The organism is Vibrio sp. sp1, assembly GCF_016920955.1.
Classification (GTDB): Bacteria; Pseudomonadota; Gammaproteobacteria; order Enterobacterales; family Vibrionaceae; genus Vibrio; species Vibrio alginolyticus.
The window spans coordinates 3222453-3236805 of record NZ_CP060589.1 but is presented as its reverse complement, the minus strand read 5'-3'; the positions used below and the strand labels follow the sequence as shown (position 1 = coordinate 3236805).

At 42.9% G+C, this 14353-nt stretch carries 10 protein-coding genes; 5 read left to right on the top strand and 5 right to left on the bottom strand.

The window, feature by feature from the left end:
- Positions 1-365: 365 nt before the first annotated feature.
- Complete coding sequence (locus H9L11_RS15110) at positions 366-863, top strand: DUF4442 domain-containing protein (RefSeq protein WP_005377418.1); 498 nt, start codon at positions 366-368, stop codon at positions 861-863.
- Between the two features lie 33 nt (positions 864-896).
- On the opposite strand, the gene H9L11_RS15105 is transcribed toward H9L11_RS15110, so the two are convergent.
- The gene (locus tag H9L11_RS15105) at positions 897-2249 is read right to left on the bottom strand and encodes a hypothetical protein (protein WP_005377421.1); all 1353 of its coding nucleotides are present in this window, start codon (positions 2247-2249) and stop codon (positions 897-899) included.
- A gap of 192 nt (positions 2250-2441) precedes the next feature.
- Between H9L11_RS15105 and H9L11_RS15100 the strand changes: the two genes are divergently transcribed.
- Complete coding sequence (locus tag H9L11_RS15100; RefSeq protein WP_017633794.1) at positions 2442-3275, top strand: S1-like domain-containing RNA-binding protein; 834 nt, start codon at positions 2442-2444, stop codon at positions 3273-3275.
- A 283-nt stretch (positions 3276-3558) separates the two neighbouring features.
- Here the strand turns inward: H9L11_RS15100 and rsmF are convergent, their stop codons facing one another.
- From rsmF to H9L11_RS15080, 4 genes are all read right to left on the bottom strand, one after another.
- Positions 3559-4995, bottom strand: coding sequence for a 16S rRNA (cytosine(1407)-C(5))-methyltransferase RsmF (rsmF, locus tag H9L11_RS15095; RefSeq protein ID WP_205390895.1), 1437 nt, complete (start codon positions 4993-4995; stop codon positions 3559-3561).
- 150 nt (positions 4996-5145) lie between these two features.
- Positions 5146-7794, bottom strand: coding sequence for an MlaD family protein (locus tag H9L11_RS15090; protein ID WP_017634276.1), 2649 nt, complete (start codon positions 7792-7794; stop codon positions 5146-5148).
- Complete coding sequence (locus H9L11_RS15085; protein ID WP_005377429.1) at positions 7787-9037, bottom strand: paraquat-inducible protein A; 1251 nt, start codon at positions 9035-9037, stop codon at positions 7787-7789. Before H9L11_RS15085 ends, H9L11_RS15090 begins: the two co-directional genes overlap by 8 nt.
- Before the next feature lie 24 nt (positions 9038-9061).
- Positions 9062-10858, bottom strand: coding sequence for an ABC transporter ATP-binding protein (locus H9L11_RS15080; protein ID WP_005377431.1), 1797 nt, complete (start codon positions 10856-10858; stop codon positions 9062-9064).
- Positions 10859-10950: 92 nt separating this feature from the next.
- Between H9L11_RS15080 and H9L11_RS15075 the strand changes: the two genes are divergently transcribed.
- The 3 genes from H9L11_RS15075 (at position 10951) to prc (ending at position 14172) form a co-directional block, all read left to right on the top strand.
- On the top strand, positions 10951-11424 hold the full coding sequence (locus tag H9L11_RS15075; protein ID WP_005377433.1) for a GAF domain-containing protein: 474 nt from the start codon (positions 10951-10953) through the stop codon (positions 11422-11424).
- 97 nt (positions 11425-11521) lie between these two features.
- Complete coding sequence (proQ, locus tag H9L11_RS15070; RefSeq protein WP_005377435.1) at positions 11522-12148, top strand: RNA chaperone ProQ; 627 nt, start codon at positions 11522-11524, stop codon at positions 12146-12148.
- A gap of 17 nt (positions 12149-12165) precedes the next feature.
- The gene (gene prc, locus H9L11_RS15065) at positions 12166-14172 is read left to right on the top strand and encodes a carboxy terminal-processing peptidase (RefSeq protein ID WP_017634279.1); all 2007 of its coding nucleotides are present in this window, start codon (positions 12166-12168) and stop codon (positions 14170-14172) included.
- The last annotated feature ends 181 nt before the right edge of the window (positions 14173-14353 follow it).

The following is a 14353-nucleotide window of genomic DNA, read 5'->3' as shown; positions in this document are numbered from 1 at the left end:
CTTTATTCTCTATTGCGAAGGGGTAAAGATAACGGAATTACAGGCAGGAATAAACCGTTTCACGGGAATCTTCGCCAGGAAATACCGAATTGTATACAAAGGTGTAGGTATTCATTTAAATGACTTATGTATAAATGACAAAACTTGATCATTAAATCAATATATATACATTTGAATTTATAACCATTTTATCTATTTCGCTGTAAGGTAATCTAAGTAACTGCGATAAACTTCATACCTCACGGGTGACGCCGTCACTTCCTGAAGGTTAAATAACTCGTGAGATCGAGCTTTTGTTAACATTTCTTTGACATCTATTTCTTTCGTTGATTAACTGGTCTGACTAGATTGGTAAGGAGACCAAAATGTTATCAGCTCTACGTCGTGCGAATTTGTATCTAAATCTGTTTGGCTTTTCAAAAGTGCCGCTGATTTGGCTTTGCCACCCTAAAATCATTGCGATAGATAGCAAGCATGTTGAGGTTCGTATCCCATTGCGCAGAAGAACGAAGAACCATCTGAATAGCATGTATTTCGGCGCTTTAGCCGTTGGCGCTGATGTTGCTGGTGGTTTTCTTGCTATGAGTAAAGCGCAAGAAAAGGGAGAAGCGATCTCGCTAGCATTTAAAGGTGTGAAAGCCGAGTTTTTAAAGCGCCCGGAAGCCGATGTGCACTTTGTTTGTAACGATGGTCATGTCATTGATGAGATGCTCGAGCACACCTTGGCAACGGGTGAACGAGTAAATCGTGACGTAAAAATTGTCGCGCTGTGTCCTAACTTACATGGTGACGAGCCAATGGCTGAATTCTCGCTTACTCTTTCGATAAAAAAAGCAGCCCAACAAAGAAAAGAGGCTGCCTAGTGGTTTGTGGCTCGTTTGTTTAAAGGCGTTGGCTTAATTGAGTTCAATCTTCTCGATAGAGACGATTTTGGAGCGATTTAAGACCACTTTCCAGCGGTAATAAACAGGCTCATCAGTGTGGTTGTCCTCTTTGACAATCACATTGAGCAAATGACGTTTCTCTACTGACTCTTTGGTTACTTGACCTTCATTTAAACGGTAAACTCGGTTTGAGCTTTTATCCATCAAGCGGATGATAGGGCGCAAACTGATGTTCAATGTTTCTCTCGTTTGTTCGTAACCACTCAAGAAAAGAGAGGTCGCCATTTCGGTTTTCTCGTGATAATGAAGAATCTGCTCTTCACGTTGCACGACGCGCTTTTTACGTATTCTTTGAATCTTATCCGGCAAGCTACTTAAGGTACGATAATCGAGCCACTCCAATTTTTTGCCAACCACTTTTTTCGTCGTTGGGTCAACATACTTCTTACGCCATTTTGGCTTGCCTTTACGGATCCATCGCCACATGGCATCGCGTAAATCATCTTTAAAGATTTCTCGTAAAGCGTAAATAAAAGACATCGCGATAATGAATGAGGCAGAAATTTCCCCCAGATAATCGCGAGCGAGAATCACGGTTGAGGTCACGACAACCATCACTAAACCGGTTGCAATACCTTTGATAGCGCGCTTAATGTTGTTACCCATCGATATGGTTTCTTCACGAAGCACGATAGGGTGTTCAATCAATCGCCTTAGCAAGCGCATTTTGTTAGATAGGCGAGTAACGTCTTCAACGACTCTTGATGAGTTGTATTTGTTGAGTTTACGATGGGCTTGCTCTTTCTCACATAGCGTGATCAGACGCTTTTTGATCGTGCCATAGTCGCCTTCACGTGGTAGATGGGCCACCAGTGACAGGAACTTTTGCTCGGTATACCAAGACAGATAGTTATCGATGTTAACGTAGTAGCGTTTTAAGTTCTCTTCATAAGGAATAGAACGCCGCAAGCGCTTTAAGATCTCAAGCGTGAGCTCGATAACTTCGTCCACTTCATCTTCCGTTACGGAGTTGTTCTCATGCTTGTTTAAACTTGCTACCGCTTTGTCTAGCGCGATAACGTATTGGTAAGCGAACAAACTCAAACTTACTCGGTATTGCTGATTCGACAGGCGTCCACGTTTGGCAAGTCGACTGTGTACTAGCGGAAGAAGGATTTCAGTACTGTAATAAGATCGTTGCTGTGTGATTGAGGTGTAATAAAATTCGGATTCACTGATGATATCGGCGTTTAAACCAAGCTCACCAGGTATAAAAAAGTAAATATCTAGGTCGACACTTTTGCTCTTTGCGAGTGCATGACTGATTTTTAATGTTATTGAGTCTTGTTTATCGACGGTGACCAAAGAAAGCTCCTGACTTTGCTAAAGCATTCTTAACTTATGCGTTCCGTTGAGCAGGTAAGTATAAGAGTGCTAAAAGAGTGACTGGGGCATATAGCTGAACGACAACAGCATAACAGAGCACTATGCTTTTCTCTCTGATTTTCTTGTTAGTTTAGGTATAATTCCACGTAAATTTAAAAAGAGACAAAATCAATGATTAAAATTGGTCAAATTAACAGCTTAGAAGTCATTAAAAAGGCTGATTTTGGCGTATTTCTGGATGGCGATGATTACGGTTCTGTTCTACTACCTAGTAAGTATGTACCAGAGGGTACTGAAATTGGTGAGCATGTAGACGTATTTCTGTACTTCGATTCAGAAAGCCAACTTGCTGCGACCATTGAAAGACCAATTGCCCAAGTGGGTGAATGGGGTTTAATGAAGATTGAGGGTGTGAATGCGACAGGTGCTTTTGTAAATTGGGGCATCAAAGAAAAGGACTTACTGATTCCTTTTAGTGAGCAACGCACTCGCTTCTCTGCCGGACAAACCATTTTAGTGTATGTTTATACCGACAAAGCGTCAGGTCGCATTGTTGGTACGACTAAGTTCAATAAATGGTTAGATAAAACTCCAGCGAATTATGAAGTTAACGAACAAGTTGATTTGATCATCGCAGAGCGTAGTCAACTTGGTTATAAAGCTATCGTTAACGGTAAGCATTGGGGCATGATTTTCCCATCGGATGTTTTTGGTAAGCTTTACATCGGTAAAAAGCTGAAAGGCTTTATTAAGCACATTCGTGAAGATGGCAAAATCGACCTTGCTCTACAAAAAGTCGGTGTGGCGAAAATGGACGATCTTTCTAGTAAGATCCTTGACCTGCTAGAGAAGAAAGGCGGATTTTTGCCTTTGAATGACAAGTCGTCTCCTGAAGCGATTTTTGATGCTTTCCGCACAAGTAAAGGGACTTATAAAAAGACCATCGGTGGCTTATACAAGCAGGGTAAAATTGTCATTGAGAAAGACGGTATTCGTCTAGCGTAGTCCAAACTCACGTATAGCGGATCTACAGCCAAAAAAACGGCCCAAACTTTTCCTTTTTTTGGGCCTAGGGGAAACGGCTCCGCAGAGCCTGCGCTAAACTTGTCCAACAATAATTTTGTTGGTGAACATAGAGAGAAATGCCACATCAAAGCATTACTTTGATACAACTAGTTTAGTACAGCGTGTCCGGATCGCTAGCGAGCCCACTTGCTTTCATACTTACGAATTAAAAAGCCATCGCAAATACGATGGCTTTTCATTTATTTATGGTTCGTTACGTCTTTTAAAATAAGTTCTTATCTCGTACTAATTCGCGAGGGAGGCCATTCTTTATTCGGTTGCTTACCCACTTGCCAAGGCCAATAACTGCGCCTTGATAGGTGACAAGCACTTCGCCTTTACCTGTTTTCATTCCCTCAGGAATGGTTTGTGGGCGAACATCACGCCCCATGTACCATTCGCGCGCTTCTTCAATACTGAGTTCAATGGCGTTGCTTTCAGAACCTGTCGCCAGGGCAGTCGCGACTTGGTGTTGCCAACGGTAGCCATTTTTATGGGCTTCCGCGATCTTTATACCCATACGGGAGAAGCGTAATTCGCCGATCATCGCTTCTAAAGCATTAGGGAACAGCCAGACATCTTTATCGCGAAGCCATACAGAACTGTCATTTGGAAGTTTAATACCTAACGCGCTTTGGAGTTGTTGAGCAATTTCTGTCGATTCTTTTTTTGAAGTTTTAGCAAAGGGGAATTTCCCCATGCGCTTTTTGACTTCTGGCGCCTCAACAGCAGCCAGTTTGCGAATTCTTGCAACAAAGAACCCTTCACAGTCGTAGACCTGCGGGAAAATATGCAAAAAGCCTTCTTCAGTTAGAGCTGCCTCTGCGTTTTCAAACAAGTTCTCAAGGCTTTCAAACTCTACAGCATCCCCAAAGGTTTCTTTCAAGTGATGACAAACTTGTTGGTTTTCTTCTGTACTGAGCGTACATGTTGAGTAAACCATCACACCACCGGGCTTTAATGCATGGAAGGCGCTTTCAATAAGATCTTTCTGCGTGTCAGCGATGTCGAGTACGGAAGCTTGCGTCCAGTTTTTCATCGCATCTTCGTCTTTGCGAACGGTGCCTTCTCCAGAGCAAGGCGCGTCAAGCAAAACCGCATCAAATTGTTCTGGTAGCCAACCGCCAAAAACGCGCCCATCGAAGTTACTTAGTGCGGCGTTACGTACCCCACAACGTTCTACATTAGCGTGCAGTACTTTTACACGACTTGCGGCGTATTCATTGGCCACAAGTACACCTTTGTTGTTCATTAAAGCTGCAATTTGAGTGGTTTTTGAGCCGGGAGCGGCTGCGGTGTCTAACACGGTATCGTAAGATTCATCATTCATAAACAGAGCAGATACCGGCATCATAGAACTGGCTTCTTGAATGTAGAATAAGCCAGACATGTGTTCTGCTGTGTTGCCTAATGGTACAACTGACTCATCCGCTTCAATCCAAAAACCTGTGTCACACCAAGGCACAGGAGAAAGCTTCCAGCCTTTTGTTTCTGCTCGTTCTAGAAACGCTTCAACGCTGATCTTCAACGTATTAACTCGAATACTTTTGCGCAGTGGCTTTTGGCACGACGCGATAAAGTCTTCCATGTTGAGGTGAGCAGGAAGGATGGTTTGGATTTTTTCCAGAAACGCGTCTGGGATGTAAACATTAGGATGCAATGTGGGATCTCGTTTGCAGAATTTGTGGCAAATAATATACGAAAGCGAAGCAGAAACGAATAGTGACAAGGGCCGAGCAATAAAAAAGAGCAGCGATTGCTGCTCTTTTAAAGTGATCAAACTTCAATTGTACGTGAATTGAGCTTTATTCTACGGCTTAGGAATCGCTGTACGCCATTGAGTCCAACCCTCTTCAGCTTGTGGATACAAAAAGAAAGATTGCCCACTCTTTGCCGCTGGTGGAATAGTCGATTGCTCTGGCGTTGAAAACGCAATTCCTCCGCGAACTAAACTATCAAAGGTTCCCGCTTTGATGTTAGCGCCGGTAAGCCCGATGGAAACATCTACTCCTGAAACATTCCAGAACACACTGTTTTGACGAACGAGGTAAGCATATTCAGGCTGTATTTTGATAGTCGTGACGATGCGATCAGCAAATTCTCCTAGGCTTACGTCGGTCACTTGGCCAACTTCCATCTGGCGGTAAAGAATAGGGGTACCGACTTGTACTGAGCCTCTTTGTTCACTTTGTAACGTAAACATGATTCCATGCACGCGTTCTGAACTATTTTCTAATTGAAAATCAAATTTAGCTTTACCTTTACCTGGTTCAACACTGATGGATTTCGACACCAACGCCCCGAGGTTTTTAACGCCACCTAAACCAATTTCTGGTTCAGTTAGCCAAAAATGTGAGCCTTCAACCGCAATGTTTTCTACGTATTCAGGTAGGATTCTTGCAGTGACTTCAACCATGTTACGACGAAAATTCGGTACAACCAGAGTGATTTCACCAACTTTAACACCTTGATATTCAATCGGCATTCCTTTAGCAATCTCTTGCGAACCGTCGGTTTCTAAAGCAATGACGCGCCCAAACTTGCGAGCGGTTTTTTGATCAGAATACAGCTTCCAGTTTTCTCCGATTTTGTTTTCAACGCCTGGTACGGAGTCAAAAGCGATGCCACCTTCGATTAACGATTTTAAAGGGTGCGCTTTCACACTGACGCCAGCTAATGATGCATCTATCTCGATCCCTGAACGATTCCAAAAAACGGTTTGTGGCGTTACAAGATAAGCGAAGCGGTTTTCGATAGTAGCCTTAATTAGTACTCCGCCATCAACTAGTTGGAAATCGGAGACGTTACCAACTGGAAGATTACGATAGAGTAGAGGACTGCCTTTGGAAATCGGCGGCAATTCAGAAGCAAATAGTGTTAGCGCCCTAGAGCCACTTTGATTGTACTGCGCCAATTCAGCCAATGATTCATTTTGGAACAGTTGATACTCTTTTTGAATATCTTGCTTGCCTTCGCTCACAAAACTAATTGACCCAGTTAACAACTGCTTTGCTGGAGGAACGGTAACGCTGAGCCCCGATTCAGTTAACTCTGCTGATGCACTGCCGGTTACATAAAAACGATTGTTTGATTTGATCAGATGTTTATATTCATGGTCAATCAATACATCCATAAATACTTCGTGTTGTGATTTTTTATCTTCCTTAACTAGGCCCACTTTGATGATTGAACCAACAACGATGCCTTTATAAAGTACATTGGCACCGCTATCTAGGCCAAACGAATTGTCGGATACCAACCGAATCGCGATGGACTTTTCTTGCTGTTGGTTAAACACGTTTTTACGAATGGCAGTAAAGCGGCGAGAGCGTTCACCCGCGCCCGGCACGATCGTTAAGAAGTTTCCTCGCACTAAATTAGCAATGTTTTCAACACCTGAAAGGGACACTTTTGCTTCTTCTAAGACAAATCGAGTACCTGTCGTCAGCATGTCACTAAAAGCGGGTTGAATTGCCGCTGACGCCAATATCACTTCTCGGCCTTCGGAAAGGCTCAAGTCCGTAACTTGGCCAATTTCGATTCCGCGATACATAATTGGAGCGCCTTCTCCGCTGATCTTGCTGTCATCAGGTAGGACGATTTTAACCGCGATGCCTCGACCAGCAGTTTTCAAATCTTTATACAAACGGAACTCGGTGTTCTCTTCTACAGGTTCACCATCATCCGGAGAGTCGACGGCGATGGCGCCACCTAGTAAGGCACTCATGCTTTCTAGTCTTACATCGACACCTTCAAAACCGATGCTGGCACCAATTCCACTGACGTTCCAGAATCGACTGCGATTGTTAATGATATGTCGGTATTGATCCTGAATGTTGGCTTGAATAGTGATAGATTTTGCATCTTCATCTAGCTGGTAACTGTACACTTCACCGATTGGGATTTTCTTATAAACAATTTGAGAGCCAACCGATACACCACCTAAATCACGGCTTTTGAGCTTAATATTCAAACCTTGAGAAACGCGTAAATCTGTTGGGGCAGAGTCTAACGCATGGAATGTTGTCTCAAACTCTTGACCATCTCCGGGTTGAATCGAGATGTAGTTACCTGAGACGAGCGCATCCAGTCCGGAAACTCCCGTTAGGCTAGCTGTTGGTTTTACTAACCAAAAGCGTGTTTTATCGTTCAGTAACTTTGCAGCTTCAGGATAGATATCAGCATCGACATAAATACTGCCGAGATCTTCGGTGAGGTTAATGTCTCTTACCATGCCGACTTCTAATCCTTGGTAACGGATAGTGGTTCGGCCGGCGACAAGACCAGCGGCATCAGAAAAATAGATTTGCACTCGTTGTCCTGCATCGTGTATCGACTTCACAACAAGCCAGCCAGCTAAGACCATGGTCAAAATTGGCAACAGCCAAAGAGGAGATATGCCTTTACTCCGCTTTACATCTGGTACGTATGACGTTTGAGAACTGTTCTGATCACTCATTCATTGACTCTTTTTCTGATTGTTTTGGGCTTGTTTGGTCCCAGATTAGCCTTGGATCAATACTTTCTGCTGCAAGCATGGTCAACACTACGACAACACCAAATGCTACGGCGCCATATCCTGGTGTGAAATCCAGTATCTGACCACGATCGACTAAGGTCATCATGATAGAAATAACAAACAAATCCATCACAGACCATTTACCGATCCATTTAACAACAAAGTAAACCATCATTCGTTGTCTCTTAAACACCGAACGTTTGAATTGGATGCAAAGCATGATGTAGGCGAGCCCAAGTATTTTAATCACCGGGACAACGATACTGGCAACAAAAATGATCGCAGCGATTCCATACATGCCGCTTTTTACCAAACCAGCCACGCCTGAAAAAATAGTGTCCTCCAAACGCTTACCATTGGTAAGCAAGATGGAAATAGGGATCAGGTTAGCGGGGAAGATGGCGACCGTTGCTGCGATGAGGTAAGCCCATGTTTTCTGAATGGAGTTTGGCTTGCGATGATATAACTCGTGATGACAACGCTGGCAATGGTCACCTTCAGGCTGGGACAAGTGGCATTCATGGCAATGCACATCTTTATGCTCAAAAGCATATAAACTTTCTGGTTTCCAAGCTTCCCAATAACGACGCACGCTGATTCTTGAAACTAACAAAACGGTAAATATCTGCAAAAGAACCAGACCAATTAACCCTGGGCCGACGAAAATGTCGGAATAATCTTGGAGTTTAAAACAGGAAATGGCGATGCTAACTAAGAACACATCCAACATAACCCAATGCTTCAAATGTTGAATTAGCCACAGTGAGATACGAAGCCCACGGAACCATCGTTGATGTAAAGAAATATGCGCCGTTACCACTGAAACACAAACCGTCAGTGGCGCTAGAGAGCTACAAAATAGAATGAGCAATGAAAGAAGAACAAATCCTTCTTCCATCAATGTGATCATCCCTGAAGGCAGGGTTGCCGGAATCATCACACCAAAGAGTCGGATGCTAATAAAGTTAAAAAAGTGCGATGGAATAAATAGTAGGATACAGGTTATCGCGACGGCTAGATTACCAGAGAGGCTAGGGCTACCTCCGCGATATAATTGTGTACCACAACGAGGGCAGTGTGCATTTTTGCCATGGGGTAAGTCGACGATGTCGACAGGCAATTCACAACCTTGGCACAAACGTACGTTATTGGGTTGCATGGCGTGCTTAGACAGAGAGGTCATAACGACCTCTCTAGCTTGAACGATTTAAGCGTGGGACTGTATGCCCCCATATAAGGTTTGATATAAGCCTTCTTGCTCAACTAACTCACCATGAGTACCTGTTTGCGTCACTTTCCCATCTTCAAGCACGTAGATCAAATCGGCTTGTTTCACAGCGGATAGTCGGTGCGCAACGATTAATGTTGTTCTACCACGTAAGAACTCGGTCAGTGCTTTGTGTAAAGCCGCTTCAGTAGCGGTATCTAGCGCAGACGTGGCTTCGTCTAAAATAACAAATTGAGGATTACTCAGCACCATTCTAGCAATGGCAAGCCGTTGTCGTTGACCTCCTGACAAACGAATGCCATTACGACCAACTTGAGTATCCAAGCCGTGGTTAAGTTGAGAAATTACATCATGCAGCTGAGCCACTTCAAGCGCACGCCAAAGTGACATTTCGTCAAAATTCCCACCAAGCGTTAGATTATGCCTCAAGGTATCGTTAAATAGTATAGGTTGCTGTAATACCACGGCAATTTTGTCGCGAATTACTTCAAAACCAATATCTTCTGTTAATTCATCATTAAAGCGAATGCTACCGGAGTTTTGACGGTAAACCCCAATAAGTAATTGTATCAAGGTCGACTTACCACCGCCGCTTGCACCAACCAATGCCACTTTCTTTCCTGCCGGCATATGTAAAGAAAGATTATCTAGGACTTTGTTTTCATTATTGTAAGAGAAATTAATGTTTTCTACTTTAACATCAACTTCTCTACCTTCTTTGAAAGGATTTACCTTAGGAACCGGTCTCTGCTCTTCTTCTAACTCTAATAAGTCGTTGATGCGTTTTAATGCGGCTTTAGCGCTGTACCAAGAAAACTGAATCCCAAGCAACTCTTGAACAGGAGACAGCATGAACCATAGGTAACCAAAAACGGCAAATATTTGACCAATAGTAAGGTCACTGAACATGACCATTAACATTGCGACAGCTCTGAATAATTCAAAGCCGATCAAAAAGAGAAGGAAAGAAACGCGACCAGCCGCTTCAGATTGCCAAGCATACTTGTCTGCATCAACGCGAACTTGGTTCGCACTGTCTTTGAGTTGCTGGAGAAATTCTCGCTCTTTATTGGCCGCGCGTAGTTGGTAGATTCCATCTAATGTTTCAACTAAACGGTTTTGGAAAATTTCAAAAGAATGATTTTCCTTCCGTTTCAGATGTTTAACCATACTGCCTAGTTTACGTGAGAAGTAAATGACAATAGGGTTAACTAACAGGATAAACAGACCAAGTCGCCAATCGAGCCAAAGTAGAACGATAGCAGTACCAATAACAGTCAGAAAACTGATAACGAATTTTGCTAACGTAGAACCAATAAATTTATCAATGGTCTCAATGTCAGTGATAAGGTGTGCGTTGATTCCTCCGCTACCTTTGGTTTCGTATTGTCGGATGCTGATACGGCCGAGTTTGTCGATCATTTTACTGCGCATTTCAAACGTGATGGTTTTTGAAACAAGCGTAAATTGTCGGCTTTGAAGGATATTTAATCCTTGGCTCGCAGCTCGCATAAGAACAACCAAGAACAGGGTGAAGAAAATATAGCCTGTCGGAGTGTGCCACGCTTCAGGGAGAATGGCATTCATGGCATCTAAGCCTTTTGCAGGTTGGTCCAATAAGACCTCATCAACCATCAAAGGCATGAGGAGGGGAATTGGAACACTAATCAAGGTTGCAAGCACCGCTATCAAGTTCGCTATGATCAGCTTGGACTTGTGCTTTTTTACTTGTGTTATCAACCAAGAACGGCTAATAGTGTCATTTTTCAGAAGCATTGTAATTGAGAATAAGTCCTATTATAAAGTAGGGCTGCATTTTAGCGCCATACATTGAGAATGGAAGCTTTTATAGTAAGTAGGAAGTTAATATGAACTTAGAACAATACCAAAGACTAACCAAACAAGCTGTTGCTCTAATTGAGTCTGAACCAGACTTTATTGCGAACCTAGCAAACTTGAGCTCATTGCTTTTCATGGAACTTGACGATCTTAACTGGGCAGGCTTTTACCTAACAAAAGGTGAAGAGCTTGTTCTTGGTCCGTTCCAAGGAAAACCAGCTTGTGTTCGTATCCCAATGGGTCGAGGCGTCTGCGGTACTGCTGCACAAACTAATACTATACAAAGAGTATACGACGTTCACGAATTTGAGGGGCATATTGCGTGCGATGCAGCGAGCAATTCAGAAATTGTGATTCCATTTTCTATTAATGGAAAGGTGGTTGGTGTACTTGATATTGATAGTCCAAGTATTGGCCGATTTAATGAAACAGACGAAGAAGGTCTCACTCATTTCATGGTTGAAGTAGAAAAGCTGCTTAATTCACACGCGAACGACGCATAAATTAGCCTTCGAGTGTGGTTTTTCCTTGGCATGTCACTATAATACGAGAATATTTTTTCTTAATGCTCGCGGAAATCCGCTCAAATCAGGACCCCTCATGACTGAAAAGTTAAAAAACAGCAAAGAAGTTATTGCATATATTGCTGAATGTTTCCCTAAGTGCTTTACTTTAGAAGGTGAAGCAAAACCTCTGAAAATTGGTATTTTTCAAGATCTTGCGGAACGTCTAAATGAAGACGAAAAAGTAAGCAAAACACAGCTTCGTGCAGCGTTAAGACAGTACACTTCATCATGGCGTTACCTACACGGTGTAAAACCAGGTGCAGTACGTGTAGACCTAGATGGCAACCCTTGTGGTGAGCTAGAAGAAGAGCACGTTGAACACGCGAAAGCGACACTTGCAGAAAGCAAGGCGAAAGTTCAGGCTCGTCGTAAAGAACAAGCACAAAAAGCTCGTGAAGAGGGTAAGGCGAAAGCGAAACCTGCGGCTAAAAAGCCTCAACAGCCTCGTCGTACTAATAAACCAAAAGTACAAAAACCAACTAAGCCTGTAGAAACGCGCGCTCTAAATGCTGATGAAATCACAGTAGGTAACGCAGTTAACGTGAACATGGGCAAAGGAAACATGGCAGCGACCATTGTTGAAATCAATAAGGATGATGTACGTGTTCAACTTGCTAACGGCCTACAAATGGTTGTGAAAGCGGAGCACTTGCGCGCATAAAGGAGATACTCCTACGCATGAATTGCCGTTCAAAAGTGACCCTGATTGCTGCTAGCTTATGGCTAGCAGCATCAGCTCAGGCTCTTGAAGCCAAACTACATAAAGATGACCTGCCGGTTCTTTCTCCTGAAGTTCAGCATGAAACAGCTAGCAAACGAGTCACCTCGCGATTTACCCGCTCTCATTATAAGCACTTCAGCCTCAATGATGATTTCTCTAAAGCGATCTTTGAACGCTATGTAGAGTTGCTTGATTACAATAGAAATATTTTCACTCAAGCAGACATCGATTCATTTAAAAATTGGTCAGTCGAGCTTGATGATCAGCTTAAATCGGGCAACAACCAAATTGCTTTTGATGTTTACAACCTCTCAATGCAGAAGCGTTTCGATCGTTTTGCTTATGCGTTAACTCTACTCGATGAAGAGATCAAGTTTGATACCGATGACGAGATAGAGTTAGACCGCTCTGAGGCCGCATGGCCAAAAGACGAAGCAGAGCTCAACGAGTTGTGGCGCAAGCGTGTGAAATATGACGCGTTAAATCTGAAACTGACTGGCAAAGAGTGGCCAGAGATTAAAGAAGTTTTAGAGAAGCGTTATAACAACGCGATGAAGCGCATCACACAGACCAACAATGAAGACGCATTTCAGTTGTATATGAATGCCTTCGCGCGACAGGTTGACCCTCATACAAGCTACCTTTCTCCACGTAATGCCGAGCAATTCCAATCGGAAATGAACCTTTCTCTAGAAGGCATCGGCGCCGTTTTGCAAATGACAGACGATTACACAGTAATTCGTTCACTTGTTGTTGGCGGTCCGGCATCAAAGAGTAAGCAACTTGGTGAAGGGGACCGAATCACTGGTGTTGGACAAGACGGTGAAGAAATTGTCGACGTGATCGGTTGGCGTCTGGATGATGTTGTTCAGTTAATCAAAGGCCCTAAAGGCACAAAGGTTAATCTACAGATCTTGCCAGAAGGTAACGATGCGAAGAGTTACATTGTCACAATTGTTCGTGACAAAGTTCGCTTAGAAGATCGTGCGGTTAAGTCAGAAATCATCGAAAAAGACGGTAAGAAGATTGGTATTTTAGAAGTACCAAGTTTCTACGTCGGCTTATCGAAAGACACCGATAAATTACTAGCTGAGTTGAAAACCAAAAACGTTGACGGCGTAATCGTTGATCTACGCAACAATGGCGGTGGTGCGCTAACAGAAGCAACGGCATTGACAGGTTTATTCATTAAAGAAGGCCCTGTAGTTCAAGTCCGTGACAGCTATGGCCGCATCAAAGTGAATGCCGATACCGATGGAAAAGTGAGTTATGATGGCCCATTGACGGTATTGATTAACCGCTACAGTGCTTCAGCATCTGAAATTTTTGCAGCGGCAATGCAAGATTATAATCGTGCAATCATCTTAGGTGAAAACTCTTTCGGTAAAGGTACAGTTCAGCAACATCGTTCACTGAATCATATTTATGATCTGTTCGATAAAGAGCTAGGTTATGTTCAGTACACGATTCAGAAATTTTATCGTATTGACGGTGGAAGTACGCAAAATCGTGGTGTTGCACCAGATATTTCGTACCCAACGCCAATTGAGGCTTCTGAAACAGGTGAAAGTGTTGAAGACAATGCTTTACCTTGGGATCAGATTGATAAAGCACAATATCAAACGTTTCCAAGTAACGACGCCTTAGTTGAAAAACTTACTGCTCTTCATAATAAGCGTATTTCTGATGAGATGGAGTTCCGCTTTATCAATGAAGACATCGAGAAATATCGTAAAGAAAAAGACGATAATACTTTGTCTTTGAACGAAAAAGTTCGTAAAGCTGAATCGGATAAAGCGGAAGCCCTTCGATTACAACGCATAAATGAACGTCAAGTTGCTTTGGGTAAAAAAGCATTCAAAACATTGGATGACATACCAAAAGACTACGAGGCTCCTGATGTTTATTTAGATGAGTCTGTCGCGATTATGGTCGATCTACTTAAGCAGGAAAATCAGTCATAATAACTGGCAATTTAGAATAAAAAGAGTGAGTCTTTCAGATTCACTCTTTTTTTATGCCTTTTTGCCTTCCGCTGTCTCGATATCGAGCAAGATATTCGCTTATTTTCCCCCAATAATTTACGTGATCTACATCTAAAATTTCGCGAAAGTGAGGACTACTGGCTAAGCTAAAAGAAAACGA